The 20,662-nt window shown below is 69.3% G+C and carries 12 protein-coding genes and 2 pseudogenes; 9 read left to right on the forward strand and 5 right to left on the reverse strand.

What is annotated here, in order from left to right:
- Nucleotides 1-100: 100 nt before the first annotated feature.
- Both AB4091_RS18840 and AB4091_RS18845 read right to left on the reverse strand, forming a co-directional pair.
- On the reverse strand, nucleotides 101-583 hold the full coding sequence (locus AB4091_RS18840) for a hypothetical protein (protein WP_442293831.1): 483 nt from the start codon (nucleotides 581-583) through the stop codon (nucleotides 101-103).
- A 55-nt stretch (nucleotides 584-638) separates the two neighbouring features.
- Nucleotides 639-4,208, reverse strand: coding sequence for a hypothetical protein (locus AB4091_RS18845; RefSeq protein WP_442293833.1), 3,570 nt, complete (start codon nucleotides 4,206-4,208; stop codon nucleotides 639-641).
- A gap of 595 nt (nucleotides 4,209-4,803) precedes the next feature.
- Between AB4091_RS18845 and AB4091_RS18850 the strand changes: the two genes are divergently transcribed.
- The 3 genes and pseudogenes from AB4091_RS18850 (at nucleotide 4,804) to istB (ending at nucleotide 9,135) form a co-directional block, all read left to right on the forward strand.
- Nucleotides 4,804-6,492, forward strand: coding sequence for an exonuclease domain-containing protein (locus AB4091_RS18850; protein ID WP_442293835.1), 1,689 nt, complete (start codon nucleotides 4,804-4,806; stop codon nucleotides 6,490-6,492).
- A gap of 289 nt (nucleotides 6,493-6,781) precedes the next feature.
- Nucleotides 6,782-8,266 (forward strand): annotated as a pseudogene (gene istA / locus AB4091_RS18855) (IS21 family transposase); the annotation flags it as partial.
- 89 nt (nucleotides 8,267-8,355) lie between these two features.
- The gene (gene istB / locus AB4091_RS18860) at nucleotides 8,356-9,135 is read left to right on the forward strand and encodes an IS21-like element helper ATPase IstB (RefSeq protein WP_442293837.1); all 780 of its coding nucleotides are present in this window, start codon (nucleotides 8,356-8,358) and stop codon (nucleotides 9,133-9,135) included.
- Between the two features lie 344 nt (nucleotides 9,136-9,479).
- On the opposite strand, the pseudogene AB4091_RS18865 reads toward istB, so the two are convergent.
- Nucleotides 9,480-10,732: pseudogene (locus tag AB4091_RS18865) on the reverse strand (IS256 family transposase).
- A 20-nt stretch (nucleotides 10,733-10,752) separates the two neighbouring features.
- Between AB4091_RS18865 and AB4091_RS18870 the strand changes: the two are divergent.
- Nucleotides 10,753-11,277, forward strand: a complete 525-nt coding sequence (locus AB4091_RS18870) for a DUF6584 family protein (protein ID WP_442293839.1) — start codon at nucleotides 10,753-10,755, stop codon at nucleotides 11,275-11,277.
- Between the two features lie 1,039 nt (nucleotides 11,278-12,316).
- Here AB4091_RS18870 and AB4091_RS18875 read toward each other — a convergent pair.
- Nucleotides 12,317-12,964, reverse strand: a complete 648-nt coding sequence (locus AB4091_RS18875; RefSeq protein WP_442293841.1) for a YciI family protein — start codon at nucleotides 12,962-12,964, stop codon at nucleotides 12,317-12,319.
- A 1,164-nt stretch (nucleotides 12,965-14,128) separates the two neighbouring features.
- Here AB4091_RS18875 and AB4091_RS18880 point away from each other — a divergent pair.
- Nucleotides 14,129-14,365, forward strand: a complete 237-nt coding sequence (locus tag AB4091_RS18880) for a hypothetical protein (protein ID WP_442293843.1) — start codon at nucleotides 14,129-14,131, stop codon at nucleotides 14,363-14,365.
- 107 nt (nucleotides 14,366-14,472) lie between these two features.
- A complete protein-coding gene (locus tag AB4091_RS18885; RefSeq protein ID WP_442293845.1) occupies nucleotides 14,473-15,774 on the forward strand; it encodes an adenylate/guanylate cyclase domain-containing protein in 1,302 nt (433 codons plus the stop codon).
- Nucleotides 15,775-15,796: 22 nt separating this feature from the next.
- Here the strand turns inward: AB4091_RS18885 and AB4091_RS18890 are convergent, their stop codons facing one another.
- On the reverse strand, nucleotides 15,797-17,251 hold the full coding sequence (locus tag AB4091_RS18890; RefSeq protein ID WP_442293847.1) for a right-handed parallel beta-helix repeat-containing protein: 1,455 nt from the start codon (nucleotides 17,249-17,251) through the stop codon (nucleotides 15,797-15,799).
- A gap of 237 nt (nucleotides 17,252-17,488) precedes the next feature.
- On the opposite strand from AB4091_RS18890, the gene AB4091_RS18895 reads away from it, so the two are divergent.
- The 3 genes from AB4091_RS18895 (at nucleotide 17,489) to AB4091_RS18905 (ending at nucleotide 20,520) form a co-directional block, all read left to right on the forward strand.
- Nucleotides 17,489-18,391: a patatin-like phospholipase family protein gene (locus tag AB4091_RS18895; RefSeq protein WP_442293849.1), complete on the forward strand. Its 903-nt coding sequence runs from the start codon at nucleotides 17,489-17,491 to the stop codon at nucleotides 18,389-18,391.
- Nucleotides 18,388-19,029 carry a GTP cyclohydrolase I FolE gene (folE, locus tag AB4091_RS18900; RefSeq protein WP_442293851.1) on the forward strand — a complete coding sequence of 214 codons (642 nt, stop codon included), beginning with the start codon at nucleotides 18,388-18,390 and terminating at the stop codon, nucleotides 19,027-19,029. The genes AB4091_RS18895 and folE overlap by 4 nt, the downstream gene beginning before the upstream one ends.
- 105 nt (nucleotides 19,030-19,134) lie before the next feature.
- Nucleotides 19,135-20,520: an NAD-dependent malic enzyme gene (locus tag AB4091_RS18905; RefSeq protein WP_442293853.1), complete on the forward strand. Its 1,386-nt coding sequence runs from the start codon at nucleotides 19,135-19,137 to the stop codon at nucleotides 20,518-20,520.
- The last annotated feature ends 142 nt before the right edge of the window (nucleotides 20,521-20,662 follow it).

Below are 20,662 nucleotides of genomic sequence, written 5' to 3' on the forward strand. Positions count from 1 at the left end.
CTTCTGGTCGGTTCGTGCTGCACGCGGCGAGCCCGGCCAAGGCGGTGGCTCGTGACGGCTACCGCCGCCACGAGCGGTCGACTGCAAGTAGGTTCACCGCTCAGGCCGGCCGGGTGGCCGACACGGTCACTGTCACCACGGACTGGCTACCCGCCGGCGCCTTGTCCGTCGGTGTGACGGGCCGCGCCACCACCTCGGCGGCGGTGGCCGGGTCCGCGTTCGGGTCCGGGCCTGGGCGACCACTTGCGCGCCAACCGCCGAGGTCGACGGCGCCGTTGTCGTGGAAGTGCCAGGCCGCGTCGAAACGGGCGTGGAAGTGCTGTCCGACCTCCGTCGGCGTCTGCGGGGTCGCGTACACGAGCGTGACCGTCGACGATGTGCGAATGGCGTTGTTGCCGCCGCCCTTCACGCTGCTGCGGGACAGCTCGGTCGCGCCCGCAGGAACGGTCAGCACGTCGAGCTTCGAGAGCCGGTCGATGACCTTCTGGTCGGCGGCCTCGGTGCTGCACGCGGCCAGTGCGGCCACGGCGACGGCCGTGACGGCTGCCGCCGCCACGAGCCGCCTGCCGCCTCCACGCGTCATGCCTCCAGTGTCCCCCCGGAGGAACCTCTTCATGGGAGACCACCGTCCCCGGCGGTCACAGCGATGCCCGCAGCGTGCTCGCGTACCCGGTGAGCCGGGACCGCCAGTCCGCCTCGACCCCGCCACCGTTGCCGACGTGCGCGATGAACGTGTCCAGCTGCGTGCGCGCGGTCGCCGCGTCACCGCCGGTGATGGCGCGAGCAACCCGCTCGAGCCGGTTCGACTCGGACACGTACAGCCCGAACGGGGAGACGGCCCCGGTGTCCTGGGCTGCCTTCCACATCTGCTGCAGCGTCGTCACGTTCGGCGTGCCGCCAACCCACTGCGCCGCATCGAGCAGCCCCGTCTGCACCGTGTGGACCCGGTCGGTGTTGCGCGGGTTGTCCACCTCGGTCACGGTCAGCCCGGCCAGCGAGTACCGGCCGGAGCCGTTCGCGCCGACGAGCTCACCCGGGAAGTCGATGGTGTACCCGGGCCGTCCAGCCGGCAGCGAGACGGTCTGGTCGAACGTCCCGATGACCAGGCCCGTCGGTGAGAGCAGCTTGGCCGTGACCAGGTAGTCCCCGGCCGCGGGGACGGACACGCCGCCGGCGAACCGCAGGGTGTCGAAGCGCCCGTCGCGGTTGCTGTCGACGCTGGCCGCCGTCGGCTGCCCGAGGGTCACCTGCGCCGTCGCCACCTGCGCGACCTGGAACGGGCCGGTCGTGCCGACCTTGGCCTTCTGCGCCACGATGCGACGGGTGCCGCCACCTTCGGTCAGCACGGCCGAGGTGACGTCGAACGGGCCGTCGACGCCGGTGAGCAGCAGCTCACGGACGGGCACGTCCAGGGTGACGACACCGGCCCCCGCGGGCAGCTGCGCGCTGCCGCCGGCGCTGAGCACCATCCCGGCGCCGGTGGCCAGGTCCGCCGCCACCTGGTACGTCCCGGCGGAGGCGACGTTGACCTGCACGGGGATGCGGAACACGTCCGGCTTCCCGTCGCCACTGGTGTCGACCAGCGCGGTGGCGCCGACACCGGTGAACGAGCCGGTCCCGTCCGCGACGACGAGCCCGGTGGTCAGCATCCGGGAGCGCCCGTCGACGTTCACACTGATGTCGACCGGGACGTACGCCCCGGCCGGCGGGACGAACGAGCCCCGGAACAGGTCCGCCGCCGTGTCGTACGTCAGCGTCGCGGTGCGCCGGGCGGCCCCGTCCCGCCAGGCGGCGGTGACCGTGCCGGCCTTGGCCGCCGCGGAGCTGATCCCCGGAACCTTGACGGCCAGCTGCGTGGCCGCCCCGGCCGCGCCGGGCGTGATCGTCGCGCTGGCCGTGGTCGACCCGGCGATGACGGTGCTGAGCAGCCCGACCTGTGCGGAAACGGCGGGGGTGACCCGCACGAGACGGCTCTTGCCCGCGAGGCCGGTCATGCTGACCTGGTAGCCGGTGTCCCCGAGGAGGTCCACCGGGGTGACCGTGGCGGCGGTGTCCGGGGCGCCGGCAGCGTCGAGAACGCTGACGGTGCCGGTCACGCCGGCCGGCAGCACGACGGTCGCCTGGGCCCGGTCGCCGCCCTCCGGGTTGACCGTGAACACGGCCGGGGCCGTCGGGGTGCCGACCGCGACCTGCGGCACCTGGTCAGCCGAGCCGGCGGTGCCGAAGAAGTCGCCGCCTCCGCTCGAGCCGGACGTCGTAGCACTCGCGCTCGTGCTGGTGCTCCAGGAGGCTGCGAGCGAAGGGCTCCGGGCCCCGCACGAGCCGCCGGTCAGCCACATGTTGTTGACGCTGTCGAGCGGGTAGACCTCGGCGAGCACTCTGGTGACCGGACACTCGTCGGACCGCATGCTGGTGTGGTCGAGAGCGAAGATCGGTGAGAGGGCGTGCGCGAGGCCGCCGCCGGAGGCGGTGGTGCGCGCGAACGCGCTCTCGATGCAGACGACCTTGTCCCCCGGCTTGGACCCCTGGTTTCTCGTCGGGTCCGCCTTGCACCCGGCGAGGGCGTTCATGCTGTTGCACCCGGCGTAGCTGACTCCCGAACCGCTGCAGTCTCCTGCGACGACGACCTTGAGGTGCTCCGGGTGGTCGCGCACGATCTGGTTGAAGAAGTCGCGCATGTAGCCGGTCTGCAGGTCGAACAGGCCGTCGGCCTCACTGTCGCAAAGACCCATGTCTGCCTGCGCCTGGTCGCCCCAGGGCAGGCGCCGGATGAAGCACAGCTTGTCGGCCGAGCCGGAGCCCCCGTTCGGGGTGGCGAGCATCGCGAGGGAGTCGAACAGCTCCGGGTGGTTCCACATCGCCACCTGCGTGTCCAGCCCGCCCTTGGAGTGCGCGATGACGTTCGCCTTCGGCGCCCCCGACCGTCGCAGCAGGCTGTTGCGCGTGAAGTCGATGATCGTCTGCCCGTTGGTCCATACGCTGCTGATGGCGCCGGTGGGCACGCTGTCTCGGACCAGGCCGGGGATGGTGGCGAAGGCCGTGTCGAGCGCGAACGTCATGTCCGCGGCCTGACCGGTGATCCCGTGAGCGCCGAGCAGCGGGTACGTCGTGACCGGCTTGCCGTTGGAGGTGACGTCGATGTTGCGGGTCACGATCTTCTCGGCCGCGTTCTCAGCGCCCGTCGTCACCGAGATCGGCTGCGTCCCGACGAGGGACGCGTCCACGGGTGTCACCGTCCACGTCACCTGCTGGGTGTCGTTCTTGTCGAGGGGTTCCCGCAACGGCACCAAGGTCGGGCCGGAGACGGTGAACCCGGACGGCACGTACAGCCGGGTGAAGCCGCGGGTCGCCGGGCCGGTGCCGACGTTCGTGACGTACGTGCTCACCTGGAACGGAACGCCGAGCGAGGCCTGGGCGGGCGCGAGCAGCGTCACGCTCAGCGGGGGCCGCAGGTCCGAGCTGGTGGCGGCGCGCCCGTACCGGGTCGTGAAGGTCACCGATTTCCCCGGCGGGATCGCGGCACCGTTGGTCGGCGGGCGGAAGTACGTGGCGACCGCGCTGTCCATCGTGATGGCTCGGGTCGGGTCCGTCGTGACCTCCCAGGCGTTCCCGCGCAGGTTCGGCCACGTGCCGAACACGACCCGGTTCGGGGCGATCTCTCCGGGCACCTTGAGCAGGCCGGCGCCGATGTGCTCGAGGTCCTGGAAGTCGGCGAACGCGGCGAAGTAGTCGGGCACTTCCGGGCCGGTGAACTCCCGCTCGGTCGTGACCGGGCCCGCGCCGGGCACCTGGAACGGGGCGCCGTCGTTGTTGTTGAGCTCGGTGTCGAGCATGATCCGCAGCTCGGCCGGCACCGGCTCACCGGTCGGGTTCGCGATCGTGTAGCTCATCTTGAGCGTGTCGAGCCGGTTCGGGGTGAAGCCCGCGTCGATCGACAGCTTCTGGGTGACGCGCAGCCCGGACGGCAGCAGGTACTCCCGTTCGGAGAATGTGTCCGAGCTGCCGGCGACCGGGTCGGTCGAACGGATCGGGGTGACGTCCTGCCCGAGGACGTACGTGTTGCTGCCCGACTTGACGGTGGTGAACGACGTGCCGGGCCCGTACGGCCACCGGTACATCAGGTCCCACGCGCCCGGCTGCAGCTCGCACGCGGCGTTGGTGCCGACGCCCGCGTTGAAGTAGCCGGCCGCGTCCACCTGGTAGGCCATGAAGTCCGTGCACGGGTCAGGCGCCGCAGGTGGCGTCTCTTTCCCCTCGGCGGTCGCTGACGCGACCGGGAACACCAGTGCCGACACCAACGTCGAGCACACTGCCAACAGCCATCCGCGTCGCATCTTTTCCCCTGTCAGCGAACCAGCGATGATGCGAAACGTAGCGGCGGTATGGGCGATTTCGATCGAAAACGCAAACTTGAGTCGTCGTACCTAGACCTGGAAGTGGCTGCACCAACGGGAGCTCGCAAAACCGAATGCTCACGATGACGTCGCGAAAGGCCAGCAGTCAGCCCAGTTTCGACTCGTGACCGCACGGCCGCGGCGACGCCAAGCTCGCCGAACTGGGACGGGCGGCCGATGCCGAAGGTTGTGCGCAGCCCGTTCGCGGCGTGGCCTCACCTGACGCGCCGCCAGGATTCCCGGACTCCGTGCTGACGCCGACTCGCCACGGTCCCGCCGGCCACTCCTTGCCATCATCAGCAGGCTCGTTGCTGCAGATGCTTGGGGCACGCGCTGCGTTTCGCTGTTCGTGGAGGGAGTCGCTGGCATCATCCCCTTGGGTCAAATCGGACAGGACAGGGGAGCGAGAGTGGGTTTCTTCAGACGACTGCTGCGCCGGCAAGGAGCGGCAACGACGCCATCGCATCTGCCGAACGGCGAGGCGTCCGGCGCCTCCCCTGGGAACTTCTGGGAGCTCCCGCGGTTCGCGGTGGTGGATGTAGAGACCACGGGGCTACGTGCGGACGAACACCGAGTCGTCGAGATCGCGGTGGTGACGACCGATGCACGTGGTCGCATGCTGGAGGAGTGGTCGACGCGGGTGAATCCCCAGGGGCCGATCGGCGCGACGCACATCCATGGACTTACGCAGGATGACGTTGCAGACGCACCTGTCTTCGCCGAGGTGCTCCCGGAGCTGAATCGACGCCTCTCGAAGTCCGCGGTCGCGGCGCACAACGCGAGGTTCGACCTGGCGTTCCTGCGTCACGAGTACCGCAGGGCGGGTTGGAATCTGCCCTTCGTGCCGGCGCTGTGCACGTTGGAGGCGTCCGCCTACCACTTGCCGACGCTTGACCGGCGTCGTCTGGCCGACTGCTGCTGGGCGGTCGGCGCTCGCGTGGACGGCGCTCACTCGGCCTTGGGTGACGCGAGAGCGACAGCCTCGCTCCTTGCGGCCTTCATGCATCCCACGACCGGGTACCCGCCGCTGCCGGAGCACACGAGGATGCTCGAGCAGGCGTTCTCGATCGAGTGGCCAACGCGAGCCGGACTTTCGCTGGGGCCGGCCGTAGAGTCTGGCCCGCGCCAGAGCAGGGCTTTGAGCCCGCGGGCGCGGCACGTGATCGCGGTTCAGTCGACGGCGACACCAGCCGCCAGCCTGTTGGCGCTGATCGGGCGCTTTTCTCTCGTGGACGCGCTCGATGAGGGCGCGCCGGAGGGGGCACTGGCCTATCTCGAGAAGCTGGCCGAGGTGCTCGAAGACGGTGAGATCACCGGAGAAGAGGCCGCGGATCTTGCTGCCGTCACGACTTCTATGTCTCTGTCGCCCGCCGAGGTTGCCGTGGCCAACCAGGCGTTCGTCCTGGCCCTCGCGAACGAGGCCCTCGCTGACGGCAGGGTCAGCAGGGCCGAACGCGAGGAACTGACGACCGTCGCGAACCTGCTGGGCGTCAGTCCCAAGGTCATCCCGACGCTGCTGGATCGAGCTGAGGATGCACGGCACGCGCGGCTCAGCGAAGGACTCAAGCCGCTGCCCGAGACGTGGCAGCACGGTGCGCCCGTTCGGGTGGGGGACAAGGTCGTCTTCACCGGGTGTGACGAGGCGGTGAGAACCCGCTTGGAGGAACAGTCCGAGCGGCTCGGCGTTCGGGTGCTGGGGTCGTTGTCTGCCAAGGTCGCGCTCCTAGTCACCGACGGCTCAATGAATGGCGGCAAGGCGCGAAGGGCCGCGGAGCTGGGTACTCGCGTCGTTCACCCCGACGTCTACGCGGTCATGCTGACCTACCTGCAGCCGCCGCTGTCGAGGACGTGGGGCAGCGCCCGTCCGTGCTCGCCTCGGCAGCCCGATGAGGCGCTGGCGGCCGCTGAGGGGTCGATCGGCGCGCCGGTCGTTGTGCCCTCGGTTGGCGGCCCAGGCCCAGCAGCACCGAACCCGGCGCACGTTCGATCCTGGGCCCGAGCAAACGGTCTCGAGGTCGGGGTCCGCGGACGCCTCTCGAAAGACGTGGTGCAGGCCTTCGTGGACGCGCAGGCTGCCGCGTCCTCAGCCCCGGTGTGAAGGTCTGCTGGCAGAGCTGACGCGCATGATCGAGCACGTCACCCCAATGTCATCGTGACCGTCGGACGGACATCGTTTGACCGATGACAGCTGATGGCATCGGTCAGGAATGGTCACGCATGTCCGTGGCCATGAAAAAGTCCCCACTGGTGGCCAGGTGGAGGTCCCCGGTGGCGGCCGAGTAGAAGTCCCCATTCCTCGCTCGTCGTGTCGACCCGGAGCGTGAAGCCCTGGGCGGTGAGGTGGCGGTGTCTAGCCAGCCACGTTCACCGCCCAGGAGGGCTCCATTGTGATGTCTGCGAGGGAACGAATGAACATCATCTCGGCCTACCAGCAGGCGGGCACTTACCGTGGGGCCGCAGCGATCTGCGGGACCACGCACAAGACCGTGAAGCGGGTCATCGAGCGTGAGGAGGCCGACGGTCAGCGGCCGGGCCGGCAGCCGCGTCCGGCGAACTTCGAGGCGGTCCGTGATCTGGTCGCGCAGGCCGTGGGGGCCACGAAGGGGCGGATCAGCGCGAAGCGGCTGCTGCCGAAGGCTCGTGCGGCGGGGTATGCCGGCTCGGACCGCAACTTCCGGCGTCTGGTGGCGCAGGAGAAGCAGGCGTGGCGTCGTGATCATGGCCGGTGGCGGCGTCCGGCGGTGTGGTCACCGGGTGAGCACCTGGTCATCGACTGGGGGGTGATCGCCGGTGTCCACGTGTTCTGTGCGGTCCTGGCGTGGTCGAGGTGGCGGTTCGTGCGCCTCGCTGCGGATGAGAAGGCGGCCACGACGTTGGCGTTGCTGGCGGAGTGTTTCGAGGTCCTGGGCGGGGTGCCGAAGGTCGTGCTCGCGGACCGGATGGGCTGCCTCAAGGGTGGTGTGGTCGCGAATCGTGTTGTCCCGACAGCCGATTACGTCCGGTTCGCGACCCACTACCGGTTCCGGCCGGACTTCTGCGAGGCCGCGGACCCGGAGTCCAAAGGCATCGTCGAGGCCCTCGTCGGGTACGGCAAGGACGACTTCCTCACCCCGCTGCTGCTTCAGGCCGGCGGCCTGGACGCGGCGGCCGGAGCGGCGGTGCTCGGCGAGCTGGCCGGCGCGAACGAGCAGGCCCGGGCGTGGTGCGAGGAGGTCAACACGGCCGTCCACAGCGAGGTCGCGGCCGTCCCGGCCCAGCGGTGGGTCACCGAGCGGGAGCTGCTCACCGACCTGCCGTCGCTCCGACCCTCGATCGGCCCCGCGCCGACCGTCCGGAAGGTCGACAAGCTCGGCACGATCCGGATCGGGTCGGCCCGCTACTCCGTCCCGAACGCGCTCGTCGGAACCAACGTCGCGGTCGAGGTGACCGGGTCGAGGCTGGTCATCTTCGATGCGGCCACCGGGCTCGTGCACGCCGAGCACGCCCTCGTCGGTCCCGGGGAGGCCTCCATCCTCGACGAGCACTACGGCGGCCCCAGGCCCGCGCCGCGGCGCGCGATCCGACCGAGAACTGTTGCGGAGAAAGCCTTCTGCGCGCTGGGTCCGGTCGCGGAGGCGTTCATCGCCGGCGCCTGCGCGGCCGGGCACACCCGCCTCGGGCCGGAGCTGGCCGAGCTGAACACTCTCGCCGCCGCGCACGGTGACCAGGTGTTCGTGGCGGCCCTCGAGCGGGCCGTCGCGTTCCGCCGGTGGCGCGCCGCCGACGTGCGGTCCATCCTCGCCGCCGGAGCGGGCACCCAGCAGCCGGTCGGGGCCGGGGACGCCCTCGTGATCGACCTGCCCGTGTCGCCCGGCCGGTCCCTGACCGAGTACGCCCCTACCCGAGCGAACACGAATCACGTTGGTGAGAAAACGGATTCGTGCCAGTCGGGTACCGCGGATGCCGGTGAGGCGGTGTCCTCATGAGCGTCAAGACCCCGCCGCCGCTACCGGCCGACCTGACCGCGGGCCTGCGCCGACTCAAGCTGGCCACGATCCGCGAGCTCGCACCCGAGCTGCTGCTCACCGCGAAGACCCAACGCTGGGCCCCCGAGGAGGTCCTGCGCACCCTCATCGAGGCCGAGGTCGCCGCCCGCGACGCCTCCAACCAGCGAGCCCGGCTCAAAGCCGCCGGGTTCCCCGTCCTGAAGACCATCGAGGAGTTCGACCTGACCGCCTCCTCCATCCCAGCCCCGACCTGGGCGTACCTCACCAGCCTCGAGTGGATCGCCGCGAAGGAGAACCTCGCCCTCATCGGCCCCGCCGGCACCGGCAAGTCCCACACCCTGATCGCGCTCGGACACGCCGCCGTCACCGCCGGCCACAAGGTCAAGTACCTCACCGCGGCCGACCTCATCGAAACCCTCTATCGGGGCCTCGCGGACAACACCGTCGGCAAGACCATCGAAGCCCTGCTCCGGCACGACCTGCTCCTGGTCGACGAGGTCGGCTTCGCACCCCTGGACGACACCGGCGCCCAGCTGCTGTTCCGGCTCGTCGCCGCCGCCTACGAACGCCGAGCCCTCGGGATCGCCTCGCACTGGTCCTTCGAGGACTGGGGCCGGTTCCTACCCGAACACACCACCGCCGTCAGCCTCCTGGACCGGCTCCTGCACCACGCCACCACCGTGGTCACCAGCGGCCAGTCCTACCGCGTGCGCGAGGCCAGAACCCGGACAGGAGGGCGCCCCACCACGAACTGAAACAACCGCGAGGAGTGGGGACTTCTAGTTGGCCACCAGCGGGGACTTCAGCTTGGCCATTGACAACGCAGGGCTCGGTCACGACTGACATTTCTTTGGTCAGTAGTTTCACCAGATCGGTCAGAACGACATCCCACTAGTGGAACGGCCCGGCCCCCAAGGGGGCCGGGCCGTTCCGCCTCGTGGGCCGGCGGGCCGGCGGGCTGCGGCAGCCGCGGTCATGCCGCAAGTCGACCGTGCTTGCTGACGCCAAGAAGGCATTCTGTGCCACATGGACGGGCTGACTCAAGCAAGGTCAAGCCCCGAGGAGTGGTGTACGACGGTGATCCGTCGTTGAAGGTTGTTTAGGCGCTGAGGGCGGTTGTCGTGGTGGGCTCCTGCTGCTGGTCGGTGCTGGTAGTGGGAACGATGGTGAGCCTGGCCTTGGTGAGGATCTCTAGGCCGAGGTAGCGGCGGCCGTCGGCCCAGTCGTCGTTCTGCTCGGCCAGCACGGCCCCGACGAGCCGGATCACCGAGGCCCGATCGGGAAAGATGCCCACGACGTCGGTGCGTCGGCGGATCTCGCGGTTGAGGCGCTCGTTCGGGTTGTTGCTCCAGATCTGGCGCCACAGCCCGTTCGGGAACGGGGTGAACGCGAGAACCTCTTCGCGGGCGGCGTCGAGGTGGGCCTGGACCTCGGGCAGGGTCGCGGTGTGGTCGAGCAGCTTGTCGTACTGGGCGTGCACGGCGTCGGGGTCGACCTGTTCGAAGACCGAGTGCAGCATCGCCTTGACCCCGCCCCAGGCGTGCGTCGGGCACACGGCCATGAGGTTGACGGTGTAGTGGGTGCGGCAGCGCTGCCAGGACGCGTCGGGCAGGTTCGCCCCGATCGCCTCGACGAGCCCGGCGTGCGCGTCGGAGGTGACCAGCGCGACCCCGTTCAGGCCGCGGGCCACCAGGTCCTTGAAGAAGGAGTTCCAGCCGGCGCCGGACTCGGCGGAAGAGGCTGCGACGCCGAGGATCTCGCGGTAGCCGTCGGCGTTGACGCCGGTGGCGACCATGACGGCGATCTTGACGACGCGGCCGCCCTCACGGACCTTCATCGTCAACGCGTCGGCGGCCACGAACGTGTACGGGCCGGTGTCCAGGGGTCGGTCCCTGAAGTCTGCGACCAGCTGGTCGAGGTCACGGGCCATCACCGACACCTGCGACTTGGACAGTCCGGTGATCCCGAGCGACTGGACCAGCTTGTCCATCCGGCGGGTGCTGACCCCGAGCAGGTAGCAGGTGGCGACCACCGAGGTCAGCGCTGCCTCCGCGCGGCGTCGGCGCTGCAGCAACCAGTCCGGGAAGTAGGCGCCCTCGCGCAGCTTGGGCACGGCCACATCCAAAGTACCGACACGCGTGTCGAGGTCACGGTGGCGGTAGCCGTTGCGCGCGGTGACACGGTCGGGGTCGCGTGTGCCGTACGCGGCGCGCCGCACACCCGGTCCGCATCCGCGGACAACAACGTGTTGACAAAACCTTCCATCAGCTCGCGCAACAGATCCGGGCTCGCCTGGGACAAGTGCTCGTGCAGGAACCCGGCTGGGTCCTCGATACTGGAGCGTGCGGTCATCGCAGTGACTTTCTCTTCGAGTGGGTTGTAGGAGATCTCTCGAAGAATCACGCGGTGACCGCACCTCTGTCGATGCCCGGGCCAGTCACCTCGTCGTACACCACTCTGCTGGACTCGACTCTCAAGCAAAGCTGGACCTAGCGCAAGGAGACGTGCGAAAGGCACGTGACCGGCTCAAGGGACTCGTCACGACCTATCCACACAACAGAGAAGTACGCGCACTCCTGGCCGAGGCGTACAGACGCGACCGCCAGTGGCCAGAAGCCGGCAGGTGGGGGTATCTCGATGGCCCGGCTGCTACCGACGAGGAACGGTCGGCGTTCGAGAGGCACTGCGCCTTCGGGTGGTCAACACGGATCAAGGAGTCGCGCCTTCGATGGCTTCTACGCGTCGACGATCTGGCGGTCATTGCAGACGACACAGGGCGCGCTCTCTTGGCGGACCTACCTCACCGGCGCAATCCCAATCCGCCAGACGCGGAGGGCGTCTTGGCAACCCTGGTTCGCGATTTCGCCGTTTGGCTGGCGAAGCGGCCTCGAGATTGAAACGGCGGACCCGAGGGCGAATCGAGCGCGCGGACTTCCTCTCTTGCCGCTCGACGGTCGTGAACACGACGGGTGCTGTCTTGCGGCACGTCGGGCTACTAGGCGCTTCGAGCCACGAGGTAGAGCGGCAAGAAGAGCACTACGGCCAATAGGCAAAGGGCCGCCCACACTTGTGGCCTGTCAATCGTGAGCTCACCTATGGTCGCGACGACGGGTCGATTGTGCTCCATTTGCGCACGAGCGTCCTCGAGCACCCAAAGGCTGACCGCCCCAACGACCAAGACTGCTGAGAGCACACCCATCACAGTTGGACTCACGCCTTCAGTATCGGCCCTCGGAGGCTCGATGCTGCCACTCGTCGGAGGTCGTCCGACCATGAGGGCGGTGGATTTCAGGTCCCATCGGCCCCGACGACACGGTCCGCGCATGCAATCTCATGCCGCCGATCGTCGTGCCGAGAGTCGGACGTTGCCGAAGGGGTCTTGCGTGGTCGGTCGATTGTGCCCAGGACGTCCGATAGCGCTCATCCGTCCAGCCCCTCGAGGACGTCCACGCACCAGCAAGCAACGATCTGCGTCGGCACTGTGTCTCCAAGGCAAGCCATGTGCCAGTTCCGGTTCAGTGGTGCGCTGTGCGCTGGAGGGCTGAACGGGAATGGTCGTCTGATCACTGCCCGGCGCAGACGCGTCGCCTGCCGCAAAGGTCGAAAGTACTGAGAGGAGCCAACCGTGAATCCACGGCTCGGTGGAGCGGTTCTCAGCGTCTTGCTGGCTGCGGCTGTCGCGGGATGTGGGTCGTCCACGGGTGCCGCGCCGGGGTCGACGTCCGGTTCAGTGGTCTGTCCCACGACCGGACCGGTCAAGGCTTCTGACCTGGGACGGCTTGCCCCGTGCGACTTGGCAGGCCTGGAGATCGTGATGGACGTCTGGACCCACGAGGAGGTCGGCGGGGCGGTCCAGAACGTCGGTGAATGCAGTTCAGCCAGCGAAGGCACCCCAGTGGTCGTCTGCACGTTCGCCGCGCCCGTGGGCACCGGCGGCTACGTCGGAGCAGGTTCGGCGCGGGTTTGGTTCGGAACAGCGGCAGCCATCACCCAAGTGAGATCCGCCCCCGGGTGAGGAGCCGAGTCCCGCGGTCGTGACCGGTATGCCGTCGAAGTATCCCGGGCTTCAGCTGGTGAAGGTGTGGCCAATGGGGCGACCATCACTCCCGGCACCGACGAGATCATCGGGCGACCGGCGGCGAATCCGGACGTTCGGGTCGGGCCAGCCCGCGATCGATCGTGCAGACGTGCGGGCGCGAGCGAGGCGCCGGCCACTTCGTCAAGAAGTCTGCAGCCGGGACGCTGGAATCTGGAAACGCCGCACCTCCTGCGGCCAACCGCAGGCCACCGCGATCCTTCCTGCCCACAGCGCGCCGCGTCCTCGTCGGCCACATCCACGACCGCGAAGCCGCCGAGGTGCTCCTTCGTCTCGACGTACGGGCCATCGGTGAACAGGAGGGTGCCGCTCGACGCGTCGACGCGGAAGACCGCGCTGGCGTCGTCGAGTCCACCCATGAAGATGAGCACTCCCGCAGCCTTCATCTCTGCTCTCAGTGCGCTGACGCGCTTGGAGGCTTCGCTGACATCCTCGTCGGTGAGGGCAGGCAACCACTCGCCGTTGAAGGCGATGAGGTACGCGGTCATGTCTCGTCCCATCTGTGTGGATGGGCCTGTGTGGGCAGCGCCATCCATCTGCTCAACGAACGGCGGAAGCCCTTACGACACTTCACCAGGTCCAAGGCGTCCGCACCGGAGCGCCCTGGCAGAGCCAACTCTGTCGCGCGGGGGTTGCACTTTCGGCACTGCTCCCGCCGCCCCGAGTGGCGAAAGCCGAGCGCTGTCACGTGCTGCAGCCCGAACCACACGTTGTAGCCGGGGGCCATTGCGGGTTCTGTGCTGGGCCGGACCTCTGGAGCCTCGTCATCAAGGGTCATGGCTCGCATCGTGACACGAGGAGCGGACGTGGCAACGCGGAGCGACGACGGTCCGTCGCTTGCGCATCCGTCCCCACATGCCGGGGAGGGCGCCCGGTGCGCGTCACTCCGCGAACCGGATCAAGCCCACGCAGGGGTTGCGTCACTTCCCGGTGCTCGGGCTGGCGTTTCCTTTTCGGCTTCGAGGGCGACTTCGACGCGCCAGCGTTCTATGCCGCTGTTGGCACGAACCCGCGGCGGAGTGGCGCGCCCAGTACCTACCGAGCCGCCCGGAGACTCAGCGGCTGGCGTCGTCGAATCGTTGGCTTCGACGCCTCAGCGTTACTCGGCGACAACGTCGATCCTGCCGACGTCGCGCTGTCCCGGTAACTGCAGGGAGTTGGGAGGGAGCGAACTGGAGGGCCGGGCCGTTCTGCTCCCGACCCGGCATCGGGCCGAGGAAGAAGGCGCCACCCGGAATGTCACGGTCTCATCTCACTTGTCCCGGACCCTGCGGTCCCGCACGGGCAGTCCGGGCACGCTGCTCCTCATGGGAGGGTCACGGTGGCGCTGGGCTGCTACAGGCGGGCTCGCACTCTGGGTCGCGGCTGCCGCGGCCTCCGCGGCGGGGTGCGCCGTGCGGCCCTCGCCGCCATCGTGTGACCCGTGTGCGGCTCCACCGACGTCGCGCCGACCGGCACCGTTGACCACGACGATGTCCCTCGATCTCAAGGTGGGCGGGGAGCTGCCCGAGGACGATGTTCGTGCAATGGTGGCCGGAACCTCCCGGGCATGCCCACTGACCATCCATCGCCCCGGCAACCGGCTCGGCCTGGGACTCGGGAGCGTGGTCCGCTTCACCCCGACCGAGCCCGCCTACGGGCGCAGCGCGTCCATGACTCGAGTGACGGCCACGGTCACGGTGGACACGGCGGTGACGGCATTCATCTACCTCGGACCGCACACCGACGCGGCGGGAAACGCGGTCGGAGCCGGGTGCCGCTTCACCGGGCACGGGGTGATTCCCAACGCCTCCGAGTGGAAGGTGCAGCTGCCCGACGGCACCACGTTCACGCACCGCGCCGGCACAGGCATCACGGACAAGCTCGGCGCGACCTTCGGCAGCGGCTGACGTCCGTAGCCCCGCCGGGCTGCCGCGCCCACCGGATCCGGAGCCACGTCACGGCGTGAGCGGAATGAGTGCCAGCACGTCCTGCGGAAGTGCGTACCATCGGCAGCATGGGGGCAGGTGTCCTCGCGGCTCTGGGTCGTCCGCGTCGTCCGCGTCGTCCGCGTCGTCCGGACATCGTGCGCGTCATCGAGCGGATGTCGCGCATCGGAGCCGCGGGCCTCACCGAGGACGAGAGCCTGCGCCAGGGCACCTTGATCCTCGCCTCGCTCCTGATCGCCGTCGTCTCGACCGTGTGGGTCGGGATCTACCTCGCCTACGGCCTGGTCCGCTCGGCCGCCATCTCGGCCACGTATCAGGTCGTGACCGTCGTCGGTCTGCTCATCCTGGCCCGAACCCACGACTTCGCACGGTTCCGCCGGGTCCAGTTCGTCCTCTTCCTGGTGCTCCCGGGCCTCTTGCAGGTCTCGCTGGGCGGGCTGGTGGCGTCGAGCGGCATCGTGCTCTGGGCCCTCGTCGTGCCGCTCGCGGCGTTGGCGCTGGCAGGGCTGCGACGTTCGGTGCCGTGGCTGCTCGCCTACGTCGTGGAGGTGGCCCTGCTCGCCGTCTTCGACTCACGGATCTCCCAGGCACCGCCCGAGCTGCCCGGCGGTCTGATCACCGCCTTCTTCGTCCTCAACGTCGGGGGCATGACGACCTGCGCGTACCTGATGCTGGGCTACTTCGTGGAGCAACGCGAGCGCGTCCGGCAGGCCTTGGAGATCGAGCAGGAGAGGTCGGAGCATCTGCTCCTCAACGTCCTCCCCGAGGCCATCGCCCAACGCCTCAAGGCGGGGGCCGGCGTCATCGCCGAGCACTACGACGACGTGTCGGTGCTGTTCGCCGACCTGGTCGGGTTCACCGAGCAGACGCAGCTGATGGAGCCCGAGGATCTCGTCACCGTGCTCGACCGCATCTTCACGGCATTCGACCGGGTCGTCGACCGCGAGGGGGTCGAGAAGATCAAGACGATCGGAGATGCCTACATGGTCGCGGGGGGCCCGCCCGACCGACGCCCCGACCACCTCGTCGCCATCGTGAGGGTGGCGCTGAGCATGCGCGAGGACATCTGGCGTCTGGCGCAGCAGCAGGGCGCCGCCTGGCTCCAGGTGCGCATCGGCATCGCGACCGGACCAGCGGTCGCCGGCGTCATCGGTCGGCGCAAGTTCATCTACGACCTGTGGGGCGACACGGTCAACACGGCGAGCCGGATGGAGTCGCACGGGCTGCCCGGACAGATCCACGTGACCGAAGCGGTCGCCCATGCCATCGCGCCCCACTTCTCCGTCAGGCGACGCGGCATCGTCGACGTCAAGGGCAAGGGACCGATGCGCACGTTCCTGGTGGAGGCGCCCCCCGAGACGCCGGAGTGAACGTCCGCCCCCTCCCGGGGGCTCACCCCGGCTGGTACTCGTACGCCCCGCGGTCGTCGTACGCGCGTACGCCGATGCCGGTGTTCGGGGTCGCCGGGTCATTGACACGCGAGTGCGCCAGCGCGTCCGTCGCCGACTGTCCGAGGGCGTTGGAGTTGGCTGAGTCGATGGCGGGGGAGCCTGCTGCGAGGGTGAACACGCTGGTGGACGGGCTGGTGAACCGAGGGTCGGCCTGCAGGCCGCGCGCCTCCTGCCCGCTCGCGGTGCGGAAGGCAGCGACGGTCGAGTAGGACGTCGTGCCCCAGATGACCATGAGCCCGGCAGAGCTGAGGGAGAGCAGGTCGAAGTCCACGCTCGTGCCGAGACGCGAGTTCGTGTCGACCCGGATGTTGCCGCCGTTGCGCGGGCACTTCACGGTCCCACCCGCTCCGTCTGGGCAGCTGATGGCGTTGTCGGTCGAGATGTTGTTCGCGATGGTGAAGCCGCTGGACGTTCCCGCGGGCACACCCTCGAGGTTGATGCCCGACGTCGCGTTGCCGTAGACCGTGTTGCCGACGATCTGCCCGCCGGTCACGCCGCTGCTGTCGATGCCGTGGTCACCGGTCATGCACCCGGCGGTGTTGCCCGTGAGGGGGTGGGTGCAGTTGGTCTGGACAGTCGTCGTGAAGCCCTTGTTGGAGTACACGACGTTGTTGACGATGCGTGTGCGGTCGCCTCCGGGGAAGACCTGGATGCCGGAGTCCTCGTTGTGGTGGACCCGGTTGCCTTTGATGAGGTTCCCCGGGCCGCGCACGTCGATCCCGGCTGCGCTGCGCACGTAGCCGTACGCGTTGCTCGAGACCTCGTTGGACTCCACCTCGTTGCTGTTGGACGTCGCCGACAGGAACATGCCGGAGGCGGAGTTGTTGGTCACCCGGTTGCTCTTGACGATGGAGCCGACCATGCCGTTGAGGTACATGCCGTACGCGCTCGAACCGCTGACTCGCCGGCCGGACGTCTGCACGGTGTTCCCGAGCAGGATCACGCCCCGGGCGTTGGACACGTACAGCCCGATGCCCGTCGTGTTCTGGATGTGGAAGCCCATCACCGTGATGAAGCTCTGGTTCGAGATGGTGAACGCGTGCCGGGGGCCGGAGATGGTCACGGTCGCCCCGGTGGCCGCCCGGTAGGTGATCCGTGAGCTCTGCAGGCCGGAGTGCAACGGGAGGACCTCACCGGTGTAGGTGCCGCTCGAGACGACGACGGTCTGTCCGGCCACGGCGACCTTCGCCGCCTTGACGATCGTGCAGTAGGGCAACGCAGCGGTTCCGGCCCCCGCGTCCGAACAGCTGGTCGGACGGACGTACAGGGTGGCTGCCACGGCTGAGGCGGGGGCGACCGGAAGCGTGACGAGTGCGGCCGCGACCGCGACGCCGACGGCGACCACGCGTCGGGTCGTGGGGGCCAGGGCGTATGGAGATGGTTTCGTACCGAGCATGACGAGGGTCCCCCTTCTTCCAGAGTGCTCCGAGTGGGGCGTATGCGTCCTACTGTGCGTAGCCACCTGGCGGGAGCGCTTCACACAGCGGTGGTGGGCTGCACTACGTCGAACGGCGTAGTCCTGCCGTCGGGTGCGTCTCGCCCTGGTCGTGCGTCTCGTCGTGAAGCCGGTAAGACCCGCGTCGTGCACCGGCGCTAACAGGACTGACCACCGACCCCGCGTCGAGGAGGACACGTGACGATCGCATTCGTGCTCACGGGTGGCGGGAGCCTCGGCGCCGTGCAGGTCGGCATGCTGAACGCCCTCCACGAGCAGGGCATCCACGCCGACCTTCTCGTCGGCACGTCCGTGGGGGCCGTCAACGCGGCATACCTCGGCGGTCCGGGCCGTCGGGCCGACCGTCTTCGTACCCTTGCGATGCTGTGGCGGGGAATGCGCCGACACGACATCTTCGCCGTCGACCTGCGCCGCTGGTTCGGGGCGGCCGTCGGCACCCGCAGCTCCCTCTTCGACGGCCAAGGTCTGGACGGGCTGCTCCGGCGCAACCTCGGCTACGAGGACCTCGAGCAGGCTCGCATCCCCGTCGAGGTCACCGCCACCGACCTCGTCACCGGGCACGGCCTGGTTCTCGCGACCGGTCCGGCCGTCAGCGCGGTGCGCGCCTCGGCGGCGGTGCCAGGTGTGCTGCCGCCGGTCACCAGGGACGGCCGGACACTCGTCGACGGCGCCATCGGCGAGCTCGACGTCCTCGCCCACACGGCGGCGCACGGCGTCAGCGACATCTACCTCCTCCCGGCGGGCTATCCCTGCGCCGGGGCGCCGCCCACGTCCGCCCTCGGCGGTGCCCTGACCGCGTTGAGCCTGCTGCTGCACCGGCAGCTCATGGCGCAGGTGAACGGCTACCGGGGCGACGCCAGGCTGCACGTGGTCCCACCCCTGTGCCCGCTGTCCGTCTCCCCAGCGGACTTCACCCAGACGCCCACACTGCTGGCCCGCGCGCACGAGAGCACCAGCACGTGGCTCGCGGCCGGACGGCGGATCGATGACGCCAGCGTCCTGTCCCTCCATGTGCACCACCGGCCACCGGGAACGGTGGGGGAGCAGGCGACCCACCCCGAGAGAGGACTCATCACATGAACCAGGCGACAGCGGCTCCGTCCGAAGATCCCGACGCACGCCACCGCCAGCACCCGACGTGGCGCGGGACCGGGGCCGTCCCTGAACGCGACCTCGCCCAGGCGACGGCCGGGGCCCGAATCATGCTGGAGGCATTGGGAATCGACCTGGACAGCGAGTCCATGGCGCGGACCCCCGAACGGATGGCCAAATCGTTCGTCGAGCTCGTCAGCCCGCGGCCGTTCCAGATGACGACGTTCCCGAACGACGGCGGCTACGACGAGCTCATCGTCGCCAGGAGCATCCCGGTCAGGTCGCTCTGCGAGCACCACATGCTGCCCTTCGTCGGCACGGCGCACATCGGCTACCTCCCGGGCGAACGTATTCTGGGACTCTCGAAGCTGGCCCGTGTGCTCGAGCACTTCTCGTCGCGCCCGCAGGTGCAGGAACGCCTCACGGTCCAGGTCGCCAACTGGCTCGACGCCCAGCTCGGACCCGTCGGGGTCGGTGTGGTCATCGAGGCCGAACACCTCTGCATGACGCTCCGCGGCGTCCAGGCACCAGGGACGACGACGATCACCTCGAGCCTGCTCGGCGTGCTGCGCGACGACTCCCGGTCGAGAGCCGAGTTCCTAGCCCTGACGCGACCTCCCCACTGACGAGTCCTCCGCGCTGCGGCGTCCCCCGGCGGGGCATCCACGGCGCGGACGCGCCGACGGGTGCAGGATGGGCTGGTCGGCAGTCGCACACGCGAGAGGACGGCCATGGCCACACCGAGTCCTGGGTACTCCATCACCATCCGGGTCGAGGTGCCGGCCGCGTCCAACGCCACGGCCGCCCTGACCACCGCGGTGGCGTCGGCGGGCGGAGCCCTCACCGCGCTCGACGTCGCCGAGAGCCGCACCGACCGACTCGTCGTCGACGTCACCTGTGACACCAAGGACGAGGAGCACGGCCGGCTGATCACCGACGCGATCGCCGCGATCACCGGCGCCGTGGTGCGCAAGGTCAGCGACCAGACGTTCCTGTTGCACCTCGGGGGCAAGATCGAGGTCGTGCCCAAGGTGCCGCTCAAGCACCGGGACGACCTCTCCCGCGCCTACACACCGGGCGTGGCCCGCATCTGCCGTGCCATCGCCGAGCATCCGGAGGACGCCCGACGCCTCACCATCAAGCGCAACACCGTCGCCGTCGTCACCGACGGGACAGCCGTGCTGGGCCTGGGCAACATCGGCCCCCTCGCCGCCCTGCCCGTCATGGAGGGCAAGGCCGCGCTGTTCAAGCAGTTCGGGGGAGTCGACGCGTGGCCGGTCTGCCTCGACACGCAGGACTCGGACCAGATCGTCGAGATCGTGCGGGCGATCGCCCCGGTCTACGGGGGCATCAACCTCGAGGACATCTCGGCGCCGCGCTGCTTCGAGATCGAGCGACGCCTGCGAGACCTGCTCGACATCCCGGTCTTCCACGACGACCAGCACGGCACGGCGATCGTGGTGCTGGCCGCGCTGAAGAACGCCCTCCGCGTCGTCGGCAAGTCCATCGACGGGGTGCGCATCGTCGTCTCGGGCGTCGGCGCGGCCGGCCACGCGATCATCCGGCTGCTGCTCAGCCAGGGCGCCCGTGACATCGTCGCCGCGGGGCGTGACGGTGCGGTCCACAACGGCGACAAGGACATGGAGCCGTTCCGCCAGTGGATCGCCGACCACACCAACGCGCGGCACGAGAACGGCTCGCTCAAGGAGATCCTCGTCGGCGCAGACGTCTTCATCGGGGTGTCGGCGCCGGACCTGCTGACCGGCGACGACATCGCGACGATGGCCCCGGACGCGGTCGTCTTCGCCCTGGCCAACCCGATCCCGGAGGTCGACCCGATCGCGGCGGGCGAGCATGCCGCCGTGGTGGCCACGGGTCGCTCCGACCACCCGAACCAGATCAACAACGTGCTGGTCTTCCCGGGCTTCTTCCGCGGACTGCTCGATGCCGGGGTGTCCGACATCACCGACGACATGATGGTGGCGGCAGCGACCGCCATCGCCGACACCGTCGAGCCCGGTGAGCTCAACGCGAGCTTCATCATCCCGAGCGTCTTCGACTCCACCGTCGCCCCGGCGGTCGCCGAGGCCGTACGCCGGGTGGCGGGGTCGGTGTAGCCGCCCCGGCCGTGTGCCGTGTGCCGTGTGCCGGGTGGTGGGTGGTCGGCGTGGTCGTGTCCCGCACCCGGTGTGACCGATGGATCACGTGGAGACGCCCACGACGCGCTGCCCCCGGTGGGACCCTGAGAGGGACGCGAGG

It is taken from the genome of Terrabacter sp. 2RAF25, assembly GCF_052115265.1.
In the GTDB taxonomy this organism is placed as follows: Bacteria; Actinomycetota; Actinomycetes; order Actinomycetales; family Dermatophilaceae; genus Terrabacter.